The 17,587-nt window shown below is 38.8% G+C and carries 18 protein-coding genes; all 18 read right to left on the bottom strand.

The features are described from left to right. Positions 1-3: 3 nt before the first annotated feature. Positions 4-780 carry an undecaprenyl pyrophosphate synthase gene (gene uppS, locus J1899_RS09825; RefSeq protein WP_066446530.1) on the bottom strand — a complete coding sequence of 259 codons (777 nt, stop codon included), beginning with the start codon at positions 778-780 and terminating at the stop codon, positions 4-6. Between the two features lie 419 nt (positions 781-1,199). Then, complete coding sequence (gene frr / locus J1899_RS09820) at positions 1,200-1,757, bottom strand: ribosome recycling factor (protein ID WP_066446533.1); 558 nt, start codon at positions 1,755-1,757, stop codon at positions 1,200-1,202. Continuing rightward, positions 1,757-2,482: a UMP kinase gene (gene pyrH / locus J1899_RS09815; protein ID WP_066446535.1), complete on the bottom strand. Its 726-nt coding sequence runs from the start codon at positions 2,480-2,482 to the stop codon at positions 1,757-1,759. The genes frr and pyrH overlap by 1 nt, the downstream gene beginning before the upstream one ends. A 112-nt stretch (positions 2,483-2,594) precedes the next feature. Continuing rightward, the gene (tsf, locus tag J1899_RS09810; protein ID WP_066446537.1) at positions 2,595-3,476 is read right to left on the bottom strand and encodes a translation elongation factor Ts; all 882 of its coding nucleotides are present in this window, start codon (positions 3,474-3,476) and stop codon (positions 2,595-2,597) included. A 289-nt stretch (positions 3,477-3,765) separates the two neighbouring features. Then, positions 3,766-4,467 (bottom strand): 30S ribosomal protein S2, encoded by a 702-nt coding sequence (gene rpsB / locus J1899_RS09805; RefSeq protein WP_066446540.1) that lies wholly within the window; start codon positions 4,465-4,467, stop codon positions 3,766-3,768. Positions 4,468-4,617: 150 nt separating this feature from the next. Continuing rightward, positions 4,618-5,271, bottom strand: coding sequence for a hypothetical protein (locus J1899_RS09800; RefSeq protein ID WP_214478521.1), 654 nt, complete (start codon positions 5,269-5,271; stop codon positions 4,618-4,620). Between the two features lie 12 nt (positions 5,272-5,283). Continuing rightward, complete coding sequence (locus J1899_RS09795) at positions 5,284-5,592, bottom strand: hypothetical protein (protein WP_066446545.1); 309 nt, start codon at positions 5,590-5,592, stop codon at positions 5,284-5,286. A gap of 196 nt (positions 5,593-5,788) precedes the next feature. After that, positions 5,789-6,544: a FliA/WhiG family RNA polymerase sigma factor gene (locus J1899_RS09790; protein WP_082851690.1), complete on the bottom strand. Its 756-nt coding sequence runs from the start codon at positions 6,542-6,544 to the stop codon at positions 5,789-5,791. Between the two features lie 82 nt (positions 6,545-6,626). After that, positions 6,627-7,124: a chemotaxis protein CheD gene (locus J1899_RS09785; RefSeq protein WP_066446547.1), complete on the bottom strand. Its 498-nt coding sequence runs from the start codon at positions 7,122-7,124 to the stop codon at positions 6,627-6,629. Then, the gene (locus J1899_RS09780; RefSeq protein WP_066451639.1) at positions 7,117-7,758 is read right to left on the bottom strand and encodes a chemotaxis protein CheC; all 642 of its coding nucleotides are present in this window, start codon (positions 7,756-7,758) and stop codon (positions 7,117-7,119) included. Before J1899_RS09780 ends, J1899_RS09785 begins: the two co-directional genes overlap by 8 nt. Next, positions 7,758-8,231: a chemotaxis protein CheW gene (locus J1899_RS09775; protein WP_066446548.1), complete on the bottom strand. Its 474-nt coding sequence runs from the start codon at positions 8,229-8,231 to the stop codon at positions 7,758-7,760. Before J1899_RS09775 ends, J1899_RS09780 begins: the two co-directional genes overlap by 1 nt. A 202-nt stretch (positions 8,232-8,433) precedes the next feature. Continuing rightward, positions 8,434-10,491 carry a chemotaxis protein CheA gene (locus J1899_RS09770; protein ID WP_214478520.1) on the bottom strand — a complete coding sequence of 686 codons (2,058 nt, stop codon included), beginning with the start codon at positions 10,489-10,491 and terminating at the stop codon, positions 8,434-8,436. 19 nt (positions 10,492-10,510) lie between these two features. Beyond that, positions 10,511-11,611: a protein-glutamate methylesterase/protein-glutamine glutaminase gene (locus tag J1899_RS09765; RefSeq protein ID WP_214478519.1), complete on the bottom strand. Its 1,101-nt coding sequence runs from the start codon at positions 11,609-11,611 to the stop codon at positions 10,511-10,513. Positions 11,612-11,619: 8 nt separating this feature from the next. Further along, positions 11,620-12,486: a MinD/ParA family protein gene (locus J1899_RS09760; protein WP_066446556.1), complete on the bottom strand. Its 867-nt coding sequence runs from the start codon at positions 12,484-12,486 to the stop codon at positions 11,620-11,622. Continuing rightward, positions 12,479-13,633 carry a flagellar biosynthesis GTPase FlhF gene (gene flhF, locus J1899_RS09755; protein ID WP_214478518.1) on the bottom strand — a complete coding sequence of 385 codons (1,155 nt, stop codon included), beginning with the start codon at positions 13,631-13,633 and terminating at the stop codon, positions 12,479-12,481. Before flhF ends, J1899_RS09760 begins: the two co-directional genes overlap by 8 nt. Then, the gene (gene flhA, locus J1899_RS09750; RefSeq protein ID WP_214478517.1) at positions 13,630-15,666 is read right to left on the bottom strand and encodes a flagellar biosynthesis protein FlhA; all 2,037 of its coding nucleotides are present in this window, start codon (positions 15,664-15,666) and stop codon (positions 13,630-13,632) included. The genes flhF and flhA overlap by 4 nt, the downstream gene beginning before the upstream one ends. A gap of 60 nt (positions 15,667-15,726) precedes the next feature. After that, on the bottom strand, positions 15,727-16,809 hold the full coding sequence (flhB, locus tag J1899_RS09745) for a flagellar biosynthesis protein FlhB (protein ID WP_066446564.1): 1,083 nt from the start codon (positions 16,807-16,809) through the stop codon (positions 15,727-15,729). A 1-nt stretch (position 16,810) separates the two neighbouring features. Next, complete coding sequence (gene fliR, locus J1899_RS09740) at positions 16,811-17,587, bottom strand: flagellar biosynthetic protein FliR (protein ID WP_066446566.1); 777 nt, start codon at positions 17,585-17,587, stop codon at positions 16,811-16,813.

Below are 17,587 nucleotides of genomic sequence, written 5' to 3'. Positions count from 1 at the left end.
TTATTATACTCCTCCAAATCGTCTTTGACGACTTTGGAATGCTTCGATTGCATCGGCAAGATGTTCTTCTGTAAAATCTGGCCATAATACATCTGTAAACCAAAATTCTGAATAGGCAAGCTGCCACAGCATAAAATTGCTCAAGCGAATTTCCCCGCTTGTTCTAATTAACAAATCAGGATCACTTAGTTCACACGTCATTAAATATTTAGAAAACAGCTCATCATCCAGCTGATTTTCATCTATTATACCACTTTTAATATCTTTTAAGACATTTTGAACTGCATTGATGATCTCAGCTCGGCTTCCATAATTCATCGCAAAATTCAAAATGAGACCGTCATTATCTTTTGTTTCATTCATAGCCTTTTCAATTGCATTTAAAGTATGCTTAGGCAATAACTGTTTATCGCCGATCATACGCACTTGCACATTTTCCTCTATCAATTCCGGCAAGAAGGTGCCCAAAAATTCTTCCGGCAATTTCATTAAGTATTCTACTTCTAACTTAGGACGTTTCCAATTCTCAGTTGAAAAAGCATAGAGGGTCAGCGTATCAATCCCAAGCAGATTTGCAAAACGGGTTATCTTCCGGACTACCTTCATTCCTTCATGATGGCCAGCCACTCTTGGCAGTGCTCTTTTTTTAGCCCATCTCCCATTTCCATCCATAATGATGGCGACATGCGAAGGCACTGCACCTTCCTGTATTTTTTCTGCCCGTTCTCTCAAACTGGAAGAGCTGATATTATTCTTCCAAAACTTCATCTTATCGAACATATATATACTCCTTTAAAATAGGTTACTTGCCTTCAGTGAACTCTGTGCCATGGTCATGCTTCCTAAAAGGAATTGATGATTACTGAACTTCTGAAAGGAATAATCCTATTTATTATAGGCTAAATTCATTCTCAAATAAAATAATATATAAAAACGCTGAGATCATAATTATGTATAAACTGCTTAACATTTCAAAGCTCATCTAATCATACCAAAAATTTTCCGTTTTATCTTTAAAAATTACGCTTAAATGAAGTTTTCTATTCATCATTGTTAAAAAAATACATGAAATGCTTTTAAATTAGAGTACCGAGCCGTTTTTCACATGAATTGAACGATCTGGCAGGACACATGCTTTTCCCCCATAGTGTAAAAAAACCCCCTAAAAATAGAGGGTTTTAACACTATTTGAGAAGTGATTAAACTTCCATAATCTCTTTTTCTTTATCTTTTGTAATATTGTCAATTTTGCTGATGTAATCATCAGTTAATTTTTGAATATCATCTGAGTAACCGCGAAGATCATCCTCTGTAATCTCACCGTTCTTTTCATTCTTTTTAAGCTCATCGTTGCTGTCGCGACGGATGTTTCGAACTGCAATTTTAGCTTCTTCAGCTTCTTTCTTAACAACTTTCACTAATTCCTTACGACGTTCTTCTGTTAGCTGTGGAATAGCTAAACGAATAATGCTGCCGTCATTTGAAGGTGTTAAGCCAAGATCAGATTTTAAAATAGCCTTCTCAATTTCTCCAAGTACAGATTTATCATATGGCTGAATAACAAGAAGACGAGCTTCTGGAACTGATACGCCAGCCAGCTGATTAATTGGAGTTGGAGCTCCGTAATAATCTACAGTAACGCGGTCAAGCAAGGAAGCATTCGCTTTACCTGCACGAATTCCCGCTAATTCACGTGTATAAGCCCCAATTGCTTTTGTCATACGCTCTTTAGCATTATCAATGGTTTGCTTTGTCATTATGATTTCCCCCTTACAATTGTACCAATTGGTTCACCCATTACAGCACGATTAATATTGCCTTCTTCCATGATTGAGAACACAATTAGTGGTATATTATTGTCCATACATAGAGAGGACGCTGTTGAATCCATAACAGCCAGACCTTCTTTTAGAACATCAAGATATGATAGTTCATCATATTTCTTTGCATTTTTATCAACGCGCGGATCTGCTGAATAAACTCCATCAACGTTATTTTTGGCCATAAGAATTACCTCTGCTTCAATCTCAGCAGCTCTTAGTGCAGCCGTAGTATCAGTGGAGAAATAAGGATTGCCGGTGCCTGCAGCAAAGATCACAACGCGTTTCTTTTCAAGATGACGAATCGCTCTTCTGCGAATATATGGCTCTGCAACTTGTCTCATTTCAATGGATGTTTGTACTCGCGTCTCAATTCCCATCTGTTCTAGGCTGTCTTGAAGAGCAAGTGAATTCATGATTGTCGCCAGCATTCCCATATAGTCTGCATTGGCTCTGTCCATGCCCATCTCTTCACCAATTTTACCGCGCCAAATATTTCCGCCGCCTACAACAACTGCGACCTCAACACCAAGCTCAGCCAAATCCTTGACCTGAACTGCAACCGATTTAATAACGGATGGATTTATTCCGAAGCCTTGCTCACCTGCTAAAGCTTCACCACTTAATTTCAAAACAACACGTTTATATTTAGGCGCGCTCATAAAAACCTCCACATTCTTTTTCCGCTAAAATTTATGCTTTATTAGAAAAAAGTCTTGAAAAACAGGGAACACAAAGTGTTCCCTGAGTTTTCAAGATTTGCATATAAGCAAATTATTTTTTCACTTGGCTCATAACTTCTTCAGCGAAGTTATCTTCACGTTTTTCGATTCCTTCTCCAACTTCGAAGCGAACGAATTCACGGATTTTACCGCCTTTAGATTCAACAAACTTGCCTACTTTTTGATCTGGGTTTTTAACAAACGCTTGATCGTTTACACAAACATCTTCGAAATACTTGCTTAAACGGCCTTCAACCATTTTAGCTACGATGTTTTCTGGCTTGCCTTCATTTAACGCTTGTTGAGTAAGAACTTGACGCTCGCGCTCTACTTCTTCAGCAGATACTTCATCACGAGATACATACTTAGGGTTTAATGCAGCAATGTGCATAGAAACGTCTTTCGCAGCATCTTCATCAGTAGTACCTTCTAGAACTGTTAACACACCAATGCGTCCGCCCATATGAAGGTAAGCACCAAATGCATCATTGTCTGTTTTTGTTAATACAGAGAAACGGCGAAGAGATAACTTTTCACCAATCTTAGCGATTGCGGAGTTGATGTGTGATTCAACTGTTGCACCGTTTGCCATTGTTTGAGTTACTGCCTCTTCAGCTGTAGCAGGTTTGCTAGCAAGAAGGTGGTCAGCAAGTTCTTGTACTAAAGTTTGGAAACCTTCGTTTTTAGCAACGAAATCAGTTTCAGAGTTTACTTCAAGAAGAACTGCTTCGTTTCCTTCAACTTTAATAGCTGTTAAACCTTCAGCAGCGATACGGTCACCTTTTTTAGCAGCTTTCGCGATTCCTTTTTCACGAAGGAAGTCGACAGCTTTTTCCATATCACCATCAGTTTCTTGAAGAGCCTTTTTACAATCCATCATACCTGCGCCAGTTTTTTCACGCAGTTCTTTTACCATTTGAGCAGTAATTGCCATTATGAAATCCTCCTTAAAAGTTGAAGTATGTAATTTTATCATTTCCATTTATTCTTGCTGTGAAACGAGATTAGTAAGATTCGCAAGAAAAGATGGCTGAATCTCTTTAAAAAAAGGTGATAAAAGGGTGCTCCCTGTTATCACCTTTTTAAATGTAATCCAGTGGATTATCCACTTTTCATACCGATAACGGCAGTGCCTCAGGGAAAAGGTCGTTCTGTCAAAAAACGAATCTTTTGTCCAGAAGACCTTTCTCCATGTCTGGGCGAATGCCGTTTACAGTGTTTGATTAAGCAGTTGTAACTTCTTCGCCTTGTTTAGCTTCAAGAATAGCATCTGCCATTTTGCCTGTTAATAGTTTAACAGCACGGATTGCGTCATCGTTTGCAGGAATAACAACATCGATTTCATCCGGATCACAGTTTGTATCAACGATACCAACGATTGGGATGTTTAATTTATGTGCTTCAGCAACAGCGATGCGCTCTTTACGAGGGTCGATGATGAATAATGCATCAGGAATAGCCTTCATGTCTTTAATTCCGCCTAAGAATTTTTCTAAGCGCTCATGCTCTTTATTAAGCTGAACAACTTCTTTCTTAGGAAGTACTTCGAAAGTTCCATCTTCAGACATTCTTTCGATATCTTTCAAACGTGCAATACGTTTTTGGATTGTTTCAAAGTTTGTTAAAGTACCACCAAGCCAGCGCTGGTTCACATAGTACATACCAGAACGGATTGCTTCTTCTTTAACAGAATCTTGAGCTTGTTTCTTTGTACCTACGAAAAGGATTGTTCCACCGTTTCCAGCAAGTTCCTTAACGAAGTTGTAAGCTTCTTCAACCTTCTTAACAGTCTTTTGAAGGTCGATGATGTAGATGCCGTTACGCTCAGTGAAAATGTATCTTTTCATCTTAGGGTTCCAGCGGCGAGTTTGGTGACCAAAGTGTACACCAGCCTCAAGTAATTGCTTCATTGAAATTACTGACATTTGTGTTTCCTCCTAATGGTTTTGATTTCCTCCGCTCATATCATCTTCAGCCGCCAACTGTTTGACAGCACCATTCGGCTGAATCAATGAACGTGTGTATTAACACCATTTGTTAATATAGCATAATCATGTTACATATTCAAGTTATTCTTATTGTTTTTCGTGAAATTTCAACAATAATTGTATCTCTGTTTTTCCTTTATTAAGTTTTTTAGCAATCTCATCGTTTGTAAGTCCTAGATTCTTTAAGACCAGAGCCTGGCTTAACAGAGTTGGCTGCTGGGTTTGTGTGGTATCATTTATCTCTTCGGCTTCTGAATGAATGTCCTTTTCAGCATCCGGTTCAACATTCTGATTTGCAGTTTCGTCATTTATGGCTGCTTTGCCATTCTCGCTTGCTGCTTCGTCTTTAATATCTGCTCTGCTATTCTCGCTTGCTGCTTTATTTTGCTGATAAACCTTCGCAGCCTGATACATAGATGCTTTTCCAATTCTAGCTTGAAAGGCTGGAGGATCTTCTAAATCTTTTTGGGGCTCTGCTCTTTTATTCTCTGTTTTTTCAGGAGATGTTTTGGCAGGAGCTTTATCTGGCGTATGCAAATCAGAGAGTTTTTGTAAAAACTCATCATTTTCTTCCTTCATTTGCGTTAAATAGGTGGAGATGATTTCTTCCATTTCCTCTGTGGCTTTTGCTTGATTTTTTTCGCTTTCAATCAGCCGCGTTTGTCTCATATACAAATTAATGATTGCCACAAAGGCTAATATATTTAAGAAAAGACTTATAACTAATAGCATTACTGTCATCTTTTATACCCTCTATCCGCTATAATCAATTAGTTTCCCTTTATAAGGATGAGATTCTTTAACTGTTTGATCTTTTTTCTGGTGCTTGCGTTCAGATTGTTCCTGCTGCTGTTGGCCTTTTTGATCTTTGTCCGTTAGAGATACACTGTTCGCATCTGAATTTGCTATTACTGAGGTCCTTTTTCGTTCTTCTTCCTTTAAGGCTGCTTGAGAGGCTATATCCTGCATAACCTGGCCTCTTTGCTGAAGCTGTTCCTGCAGTTTGCCGGCATCCTGGGTTCTAGGAAGTGCAACCTGCATTTCAATTGCTTTAAGACTCATGGACTCACTTCCTTTGTTTTTGTAATTGTCATTTACAAAAAGGATCAGGTTAACCAATAAGTACTTTTCGTTCGTTATGTAATGAAATAAAAAGTGGATTTCAAGCAAATGATGCTATTAAAAGCGCATTTGTTTGAAATCCACTTTTAAAAATGGGCTTTACTCTTTAGGTTAGGACGTATATTGGATATCCATTTTATATAACTTTATCCAAGCTTTTTCTCAACTTAAAAATAGCCTTCGAATGGATTTGTGAAATACGGGAGGTCGATAAATTCATTACTTCGCCAATTTCAGTCAATGTTAATTCTTCTTTATAAAACAGACTCAGCACAAGCTGTTCTTTATCATTCAAGTTTGTAATTAATTGAGTCATTTCGTTTAGGGCTTCATCTTTTAACACCTTTTGCTCAGGTATTAATGCTTTTTCATCTTTAATCATATGGGAAAAGCCTTCATGATCATCATCACTTGGCTGTTCATCAATAGATAAAAGATTCGAAAAGAATTGTTCATTGATGGATGAATAAACATCCTCAACAGGCATATCCAGCTCTTTAGCCACTTCTTCGATACTTGCATTGCGCATTAGCTGCTGCTCTAACCTTTCGGAGGCGGCCTCTATTTTTTTCGCCTTTTCTCTTGTACTCCGAGGAAGCCAGTCTTCTTTTCTTAATCCATCAATAATGGCTCCTCTAATTCGGAAAGAAGCATAAGTGTCAAATTTTAAATCCCTAGCAGGATCAAATTTCTGCAGGGCATCATAAAGACCCATTAACCCAAGGCTTTTAATATCGTCTCTTGATACACTTTTGGGCAGGGTAACAGATATGCGCTGAACATGATAACTGACAAGCGGCATATATTTCTTTACAAGATAGTCACCAGCTTCTGGATCACGGACATTTACCCAATTCTGCCAAGACATTTGCTCCTCAGTCGTTTGATGCAAAACAAACCCTCCTCGGGACACTTCCAGTTCTTATTGATCATGATTGTTATAATAAGCGGCTAAACCGCCATTGATCGAAATACTAAATATCTTTTGTTCCTTGATTAACAGTACGTATATTTAAAAGTGAAGTTTCAGGATTGAATTCAATTGTCCTGCCGCTGCTTCCACCTGTATCTTCAGAAATAATTCTAATATTTAATCGTATTAACTCTTTCTTGACCGCCTCGACATTGCGAGGACCAATGCGCATTAAATCACTTCCGCCGGAAAACTTGAACATTTGTGCTCCGCCGGCTAATTTAGCGCGAAGATTTGTTTTGCACGCTCCCATTTTTAATAAAAGAGCTAAAAGTTCAATAATGGCTGTGTCTGCATACTTGGCTTTATTAATCTTCTGTTCTCTTGCTAAGGAAGATTCCGGCAGCATAACATGTGCTAAACCTGCAATTTTTTTAATTTCATCATAGATAATGACACCGACACATGAGCCAAGTCCTGATGTTCGAATGATTTGTGGCGCTTTAACGGTATTCATATCAGCTATTCCAACTTTAATAACTTCGAGCGTACTAGTCATGATCTGATACTCCTAATGCTTGAAAGATGATTGAAAAGGAATCTGGATCAGGCAGCAGGAAAAAATGCCCTCTTACCTCCTGTTTTTCCATTTTCTGCTCTTCATTAAAGGCCGTATCAATGACGATCGCATAATCACTCACTTGAGAAAGCTCAACAAGTCCGAAGCTGACGATAGCACCAACCATGTCAATGCTTAAGGCAGGTACAGATGGGTAGAGAGAAAGTTTCGTAAAATCAGATAGGCTTGATAAATAAGAACCGGAAAGAATATTTCCGAGTTCCTGCAATGCTGAAAGTGCTAATTCATTTGTTTGCCATTCCTGCAAATCGAAGTGCTGGTCATCCAGCATGTCCTGAATAAAAGCAGTAGCCTGTTCAATCGGAAGCAAAAAGAACATGCTCCCTGGTGCCTCTCCCTCAATCCGAAGAAATACGCCAGCAACAATGTTTTCAGGACCGCCGGCCATATCCATCATTTCATCAAAAGTTACAATCTTGACATCTGGCACCGTCATGTCGATTTTTTTATCCAAAAGGGTGGACAGAGCGGTCGCTGCATGTCCTGCCCCAATATTACCAATCTCTTTCAAAATGTCCAAATGAACAGATGAAATAGTATTCATGTAATTCATCATTCTTCTGTGTTTCCGCTTAATCCAGGTATATCGTCTACATTTAAAACTTTTTCCAGATCGATTAGAATAAGAAGCCTTTTTTCAATCTTCGTAACTCCTAATACATAATCAGCTTCCACATTTCCGACAACCTCTGGTGAAGGTTCAATAGAGTCCTCAGAAATATCAATGACGTCATTAGCAGAATCAACGATTAATCCTACTTCCATGTCATTAACAGCCACAATAATGACGCGTGTATGATCATTGTAGCCTTCTTCCTCTAAATCGAATCGGCTTCTAAGATTAATAATCGGCGTTACAATTCCACGAAGATTGATAACACCTTTTACATAATTGGCCGTACCCGGAACTCTTGTAATATGTTCTACTTTTTCAATTGAAAGCACCTGACTAACCGGAATTGCATATTCCTTATCTTTTAGCTGAAAAACGATCAATTTTAAATCAGCTGTCATCTCTTCAACCATGCATGTCCACTCCTCTTATTAACCCCTTAACATCAGCTTATATTCATGATGGGAAAGCACTTTTAGCACTTTTCCAGTATTCACTTATTGCACGTATAGTAATAAGGTGTATCCTTAAAATTTTGCGGATTACGGTACGTTTCCTTAGCGATTTTAATAATTTTCCCGCTTGAATAACGCACCATCCGCTAAAGCTTTATGCTTATTTTATTAGTGCATTGCAATCTACAATTAATGCTACTTGTCCATCTCCAAGGATTGTTGCGCCAGAAATGGCAAAAACATTTGATAAATAGCTGCCAAGTGACTTTAGCACCACTTCCTGCTGGCCGATAAAGGAATCAACAACTAGTCCAGCCATTTTATCTCCTTTTCGAACAATGACTACAGAGTAAAATTCATCACCCTGTTCTGAAACTGGCACTTCAAAGATATCCTTCAAGAATAAAAGAGGTACAACCTTGCCTCTAAAATCAATTACCTTTTGGTTGTGTGCATTGAGAATATCTGATTCTTTTACAATCGCTGTCTCAATAATAGATGATAGAGGAACAGCAAACTTCTCTTTTTGAATTTCCACAAGCATGACCGAAATAATGGACAATGTTAATGGCAATTGAATTGAAAAAGTGGAACCTTGGCCGAGTTTCGAATCGATTGTCACAGATCCGCCTAAAGATTCAATTGTGTTTTTAACAACGTCAAGACCTACACCGCGGCCAGATACATCAGATATTTTATCGGCAGTAGAGAAACCAGATGCGAAAATAAGCTCAAAAACCTGCTTATCTGTCATTGCAGCTCCAGCTTGTTCAGTGATAATTCCATTTTTCAAAGCTTTTGCCAATACTTTATCTCTGCTGATGCCTGCTCCATCGTCATCAATTTCAATAAAGACATGATTTCCGCTATGGAATGCTTTTAATACAACATTTCCTTCTTCGTTTTTTCCTTTTGCTTTTCTTTCCTCTGGTGTTTCTACGCCATGATCAAGTGCATTTCTGATTAAATGGACTAGCGGATCACCAATTTCATCGATAACTGTACGATCTAATTCAGTTTCTGCTCCAATAATCTGCAGATTGATTTTTTTATTTAAATCACGCGCAAGCTGACGGACCATCCGCGGAAAACGATTGAAAACTGTTTCAACAGGAACCATTCGCATGTTAAGAATAATATTCTGCAAATCACCAGAAATTCTGGACATATGTTCAACTGTTTCCTGAAGCTCCTGATTATTTAAATCCCGTGAAATCTGCTCAAGTCTTCCCCGGTCAATTACAAGCTCTTCAAATAAGTTCATCAAAATATCTAAACGTTCAATATTAACGCGAATGGTTTTGTTGCTCGATTGCTTCGCTGACGCTTTTTTATCATCCTTTTGAGCTTCAGGTGGAGCTATATCTACAACTTCAGCTAAGACAGGAGTATCTTCAACAGTTGTTTGTGTGGAGTCCTCCACATCAGCTGCCTGCTTTTTCAGTTCTTCTACGGAAATAGCATGAACATCTGCTTTTTCTACCTCTGAAACTTTCATTACTTTCTTCTGGATGTCATCAATTGATTCTTTCGTCACAATTGTTACGGTAAATTCATGATCAAATTGTTCTTCTTCAAGCTGATCTGCAGAAGGACTTGATTTAATTACTTCACCCGTTGTTTCCAAGACTTCAAATACCATAAATACACGTGCAGCCTTTAAAAGGCAGTCTTCACGCAATTGAACAGTAATTTCATAAGCATGAAACCCTTGCTCATTTGATTGCTCGATCACTGTTAATTCAAACTCATCATAGCTGCTCTTTGCTGCACTGAATTGTGGAGGTTCTGCTATTGCAACAGCCGTTTCAGCAGCTGCCAGAGCTCCAGCAGGGCTTTTCCCTTGCTCAATTAATTTTAGCTTCTCAACAACAGAGGAAACATCGCGTTTTCCATCTCCGCCGCCTGCGATCGATTCGACCATTGCCTCAAGATCGTCAACAGATAAAAAAACAACATCCAGTATTTCTGAATTTACTTTTATCTTTTGATTGCGAATGGCATCTAGCACATTTTCCATTTGATGTGTCAGACTAGCTAAATCCTCATACCCCATTGTTGCCGACATCCCTTTTAACGTATGGGCAGAACGGAAAATATCATTCACGATCTTAAGGTCTTCGGGATTTTTTTCGAGTTCAAGCAGTTGTTCGTTACATGCTTGTAGATGTTCTTTACTTTCTTCAATAAATACTTCTAAATATTGGCTCATTTCCATGCGAATGCACTCCTTGGCATTATACATATTTGATTATAGCTTCAGCTATAAGGTCTACCTTTTTTACTTCATCAACTAGATTAGTGGCAATTGCGGATTTAGGCATTCCGTAGACGATGGATGATTCCTCCGATTCAGCAATGGCTTTTACATTTCCCTTTTCTTTTAGGGCCATTAAACCTTTTGAACCGTCAGATCCCATGCCGGTCATAATAACAGCTACCTTTGCAAATCCCTCAATCATGCTCACAGATTCAAACATGACATCAACCGATGGTCTATGACCATTCCTGGCTTCTGCCTGATTCAGCTTTGCCTGCAATGAAGTTCCTTTCTTCATAACCTGCAGATGATAGCCTCCTGGTGCTATATAGGCAGTTCCTTTTTGTAAGATCTCTCCATCCTCTGCTTCCTTTACGGTTATTTGAGATAGATGGTTTAATCTATTTGCAAGAGAATGTGTAAAACCTGCAGGCATATGCTGCACAATGACAATAGGTGCAGGAATGGCGGAAGGTAATCTTGTGAGCACAGCCTGCAAAGCCCGCGGACCTCCAGTGGATGTGCCTATACAGACAATTTTACTATCTGTTGGTTTCCACGAAGACTTAAAACCATCCTTTTGCCCTAATATCTTTGTTGGTTCTATTTTACTATAATTTTGCGGTGAATTAGTAGGTATTTTCTTTTCCAGTGGATATTTCACCAGCTGCTTTATATTTGCGCTGCTAACCGAAACAACCTTTTCTATTAATTCCTGCTTTATTTTGTGCAGATCTAAAGAAATGGCTCCGGATGGTTTGGCAATAAAATCAATTGCACCATAGGCGATTGCCTGTATGGTATTTTCTGCCCCCTCCTTCGTCGTACTGGAAAGCATGAGAACGGGTACAGGATTTTTTTCCATAATTAGCTTTAATGCATCTAAACCATTTAATACGGGCATTTCTACATCCATCGTGACAACATCCGGTTTAAGCTCGATGGTTTTTTTGAGCCCATCTTCTCCATTGCGTGCCGTACCGATGATATGGATCCGAGGATCTTCAGTGAGAAAATCTGCAATTAATTTTCGCATAAAAGCAGAATCATCAACAATAAGCACATTTATTCTCTTCATTAATCACACTACCTTTCAAAGAGAAGACGCCTTAAGTTTGCAACAAAATTGGTTTTCTTTTTCATAGACTGAATATCATCAATTGGCTTTATAAGCAGGTCTGCAACCTGTTTGATTCCCTTTGCTGCCGGTGACCTATCATTATAAAGGACAAGAGGAATCTGTCTTTTTACCGCCATTGAGATGTTTTGATCATCAGGGATCGAACCAAGAAAGGCCGTTTCAATTCCTAAAAACTTCTTAAGGGCACCATTTATGCGCTGAAACGTTTCCTTTCCTTCTTTCTCGTTTTGTACCCTATTCACAATAAAATGAAAAGGGATACGGTCATTAAGCAATTTTACATGCTTAACTGCTGCGTATGCATCTGTTATGGAAGGAGGCTCTGTCGTAGTTACAACAATTATATCCTCAGCAGACAGAATAAATTTGGATGAGTGCTCTGAAATACCTGCTCCCATGTCGAAAAAAACAAAATCATATTGATAGAGCAGCTGCTGGAATTCATCCATAAACCGGCTCATATGCATAGGATCAAAATCAATGAAATGTGAAAGACCCGTTCCACCAGCAATATAATGAAGCGATTGCGGGCCAGAGACAATGATTCTTTCCAGCCCGACATTATTTTGAAAAAAATCAGCAATGGTGTACGGTGGAGAGGTTCCCATGAGAATATCAATATTGCCCATTCCAATATCCATATCAATCAGCAGGACTTTATATCCATTCCCACTTAGCGTAAGAGCCATGTTTAAGGATATATTTGATTTTCCTACTCCGCCTTTTCCACTCATAACCGCAATGGTACGCGTCTTACTTCCTTCACCATTGTTTTCAACTCTAGAACGAAGCTTGGCAGCCTGATCATACATTAGAATCTACCCCGATTATTGTTTTAGTAATAGCTTCTGGTGTAGCATAGATCAAATCATCTGGTACATCCTGGCCATTTGTAATATAAGCTGCGCCTTTTTGATGCTTATAAATAAGGTTAAACATTGCTCCATAGCTCGAAGTTTCATCCGCTTTTGTAAAAACAAGCCTATCGATATGGATATTTGAAAATTGAGTATATATTTCCTCCATATCACGCTGCTTTGAAGTTAATGAAAGGACAAGATATGTTTCCATATCATGTTCAAAGTCGATCGTCCGCTTAAGATCTTCAACATATTTCTTGTTACGAAAATTTCGTCCTGCAGTATCAATAAAAACAAGATCATATTGTGAGAACTTTTCAGCAGCAATATTAAATTCTTCGAGTGAATAACACACTTCAAGTGGTACATTTAAAATTTCCGCATATGTTTTCAACTGCTCAACTGCTCCAATTCGGTACGTGTCAGCTGTAATAAAAGCTACTGATTTTTTATGAGTCATCACACATTCTGCTGCAATCTTTGCAAGTGTTGTGGTTTTCCCGACACCTGTTGGGCCAATTACATTCACATATTTTTTCTGAAAAGAAATGCCTCCAAATGGGATGTTTGTTAACTTTTCATTCATTTCAGACTCAAGCCACTTTTCTACAGACGATTCTGCACTCTCGCCGCTTGCATACCATTTTTCAAGAAGTTTTTGTTCAATTGAAAAAATGACTTGCTGATCAATTTCCTGCTCGTTTAACAGGTTATGTACGCGAAGCAGTGGAGCGGGAAGATGGGCTGTGTTTTGATTATGTTCTTTGCCCATCGTTCCTACCAGCTTTTTCAAATCGTTCAATTCTTTAAGAATAGGGTCATTATTACTTTCATTCACTGGTAACTTTTGACCTTCTATTGTGAATTTTGCCATGTCCTTTTGATTACTTTGTTTATTTTTGATCATTGGTTTTTGTTCTTTTTCAGGCTTTGAATCAGCAGCTGCCAGCACTTCAATATTCTGTTTCTTGAAGAAACCTAAAAACCCACCTGTTTGTATGACTCTTGAATTTAAGATGACTGCATCGTTACCCAGCTCAGCTCTGATCTTTTTCATCGCTTCAGGCATGGACTCTGCAACATATTTTTTTACCTTCACTCAGCATTCACCACCCCTACACTTTGCACTTCAGCATTTGCTTCAAGTTCATTATAAGAAAGGATTGGAATTTGCGGAAAATACCTTTCCGTCAACTGACGCACATACATTCTTACTGCTGGAGAGCAGAGAACAATTGGCGTCTGTTCCATTAAAGATAATTGTTCCACTTGTGAGGCAATTGATTCAAGGATCGATTGCGATACACCTGGATCTAATGATAAGAAAGATCCATGTTCCGTTTGCTGGACAGCATCAGCAATCAATTTCTCAACCTTGCCGGAAAGGGTAACAACTTTTAATGATTCACCAGGCTGATAATATTGGCTCGTAATTTGGCGGGCCAGCGCCTGGCGGACATATTCCGCGAGGATGTCCGTGTCACTTGTAGACTTTGCATAATCGGCAAGTGTCTCAAATATAATCGGCAAATTGCGGATTGAAATATTTTCTTTTAGTAACTTTGCTAATACCTTTTGAACTTCTCCTACCGATAAAGGACTTGGTGACACTTCTTCAACAAGAATCGGATAGCTTTCTTTTAAATGATCGATTAGCTGCTTTGTTTCTTGTCTGCCTAACAGATCATGTGCATTCATTTTAATCATTTCAGTAATATGTGTAGAGACAACTGAAGGAGGATCGACTACCGTATAGCCAAATATTTCAGCCTGTTCCTTCATTTGTTCTGAAATCCATTTAGCCGGCAAACCAAATGAAGGCTCGACTGTATCAATTCCCTCAATAGAGTCATCTTCAATGCCTGGGCTCATGGCCAAATAGTGATCGAGCAGCAGTTCGCCGCGTGCCATCTCATTGCCTTTTATTTTTAAGCGATATTCGTTTGGCTGCAGCTGTATGTTGTCACGTATACGGACAACAGGAATTACAAGCCCTAACTCAATAGCCAGCTGTCTTCTAATCATGACAATCCGATCGAGCAAATCACCGCCCTGATTCGCATCTGCCAACGGAATAAGACCATATCCAAATTCGAATTCAATTGGATCAACATTTAACAGATTTACCACACTCTCAGGACTTTTCATTTCACTCGTTTCAATTTCTTCTTCCATTTCCTGAAGCTGTTCTTTATTTGTTTCAGGTACACGAGATATCATGTATCCTCCTACAATAAGCAACCCGCTAATTGGAAGGGTAAGAAAAATGCCAATCGGAGTGAAAATACCCAGCAAAAGGATGGTTCCTCCTGTAACATATAGCATTTTCGGATAAGCGAAAAGCTGTGATGTAATATCTTTCCCGATATTTCCATCTGAAGCTGCTCTAGTCACAACAATACCAGTAGCGGTCGAAATTAATAGAGCAGGTATTTGACTTACTAATCCGTCCCCGACTGTCAGCATCGAATACGTTGTTGCTGCTTCGGCAATAGGAAGGCCGAGTTGAACCATACCAATGACAATCCCGAAAATTAAGTTAATAATTGTAATTATGATTCCTGCGATGGCATCACCTTTAACGAACTTACTCGCACCATCCATTGCTCCATAAAAATCTGATTCGCGGCTTACTTTCTCCCGTCTTTCCTTTGCTTCTTGTTCAGAAATCATGCCGGCATTTAAATCAGCATCAATACTCATCTGCTTTCCTGGCATTGCATCAAGGGTAAATCTTGCGGCTACTTCCGACACCCTCTCTGAACCTTTTGTAATGACAACAAACTGTATAATTACAAGGATCAAGAATACAACCATTCCGACTAATATATTGCCGCCCGTCACAAAAGAACCAAATGTTTCGACAACCCTTCCTGCATCACCTTCTGACAGAATAGAGCGCGTAGTTGAGACGTTTAATCCAAGTCTGAACAGGGTCATCAGCAAAATTAATGAAGGAAAAATTGAAAATTCAAGTGCTTCCTTCATATTCATTGCCGTTAATAATACCATGAGCGCCAAGGCCATATTCACAATGATTAATATACTTAATAACCAATGCGGAAGCGGGATAATGAGCATCGCAACGATCATTATGACACTCAGCAGCACCGTTAAGTCTCTTATTGCCATTTATTCTCTCTCCTAACATTACAAACACGAAGCAATCTCAATAGGGTTATGGATCTCCTATTAAATTTTGTGCTTAATTCGATAAACGTAAGCAAGTATTTCTGCTACCGCTTTAAAAAACTCTTCAGGAATTGCTTCCCCAATTTCTGCTTGACTATACAGCGCTCTTGCCAGCGGCCGATTTTCAACAGCAGCAACATCATTTTCTTTGGCAATGAGCTTGATTTTCTGTGCTACAAAATCTACCCCTTTCGCAACTACAATGGGTGCATCTGAAACAGCATCATCATACTTTAACGCAATGGCATAATGGGTAGGGTTTGTAATCACTACATCTGCTTTTGGCACTTCCTGCATCATTCTTCTCATAGCCATTTCTCTTTGCTTCTGTTTTATTTTCGATTTAATGAGCGGGTCCCCTTCAGAGTTCTTATGCTCATCCTTTATATCCTGTTTTGACATGCGGATATTTTTTTCGAAATCGTATTTTTGATAAAAATAGTCTAGAACAGCGAGAAATAACAAAGCAAGAACTGCAAATAAACCCATCTGTACGGTCAGACTGCCAATTGTAGCCATCGCAGCTCCGATTGACTTCTGTGATAAATAAAGAATTTCATCAATCCGCATCCATAATATCGCGAAAGCCACAACACCAACAAAGCCAATTTTCAACATTGATTTAAGCAATTCCACTAGTGCCCGAACAGAAAAGATTCTTTTAAAGCCTTTAATTGGATCTAACTTTTCAAGCTTCGGCTGAATCGCTTCTGTTGAAAAAAGGACACCTACTTGAGCATAATTAGCAATAATTCCTCCAACCATCGCAACCGCCATGATCGGACCGAGAAATATAACAAGCTCTTTTAAAACATCCAGAAAAATTACTTGAATTCCTTCTTCGGTTAAATCAAGCATGATATATTCCTGAAAGGAGTGTCTCATAATATAAATCAAAATATTAATCAAATAGGAACCGGCAAAGAATAAAAATAAAAAAACAGCCAGCAGCACTAGTGCCGTATTGATATCCTGACTTTTTGCTACCTGACCCTTTTTACGTGAATCCTGTTTCTTTTTTGGGGTCGCTTTTTCCGTTTTTTCACCTGCAAAAAGCTGAAGGTCCAAGGATAAAAGCTTCATGTCATGAGCCTCCAATCAATTCCATCAGTCCGCGCATGGTTGTTAAAGTTGCTTCAAAGGCTTCCGAAACGACAACCATCATTACACTCATGACAACGACTAAAACAATAAAACTAACTCCAATTTTTAACGGCAGTCCAACAACAAATACATTTAGCTGCGGCACAGTCCGAGCTACAATGCCAAGTGCTACATCAACAAGAAATAAGCTGCCGACAACAGGAATTGACATTTGAAAAGCGATAATGAACATAGAATTAAAAGCTCTAATGACAAATTCAGCCATATTAGCATTGCCAAATGGAATAAACAGCTGATCGATTGGGACAAACTGATAGCTGTGATAAATGCCATCAAGGAGCAAATGATGGCCATTGACCGATAATAGAAAAAGAAGAGCTACCGTATAAAGGTATTGACCTGTCAGCGGACTTTGTGCACCAGTCTGAGGATCAATCACATTTGCGATCGCAAAGCCCATCTGAAAATCAATAAATCCTCCAGCAATCTGAATAGCAGCCATCATTAAATAGGCAATGAATCCAACCATTAAACCTACTAGAGCTTCTTTGATAATTAGCATAAAGTAATTTGCATCGATCTCAAATTCAGGGATGTCCATCGTATAAAACATAATCCAGGCCATAAAGAATCCCAAACCAATCTTATGAGAATTCGGAATGGACCGATAAGAAAAAAGGGGCATCATTAGAAAAAATGATGTAACCCTAACAAGTACAAGTAAAAATGCAGGGAAAGATGGTAAAAAATCTAACAT

Source organism: Cytobacillus gottheilii, from assembly GCF_018582665.1.
GTDB lineage: Bacteria > Bacillota > Bacilli > Bacillales > Cytobacillaceae > Cytobacillus > Cytobacillus gottheilii.
Note: the sequence above shows the minus strand (reverse complement) of the source record. Positions and strands in the feature narration are given on the sequence as shown.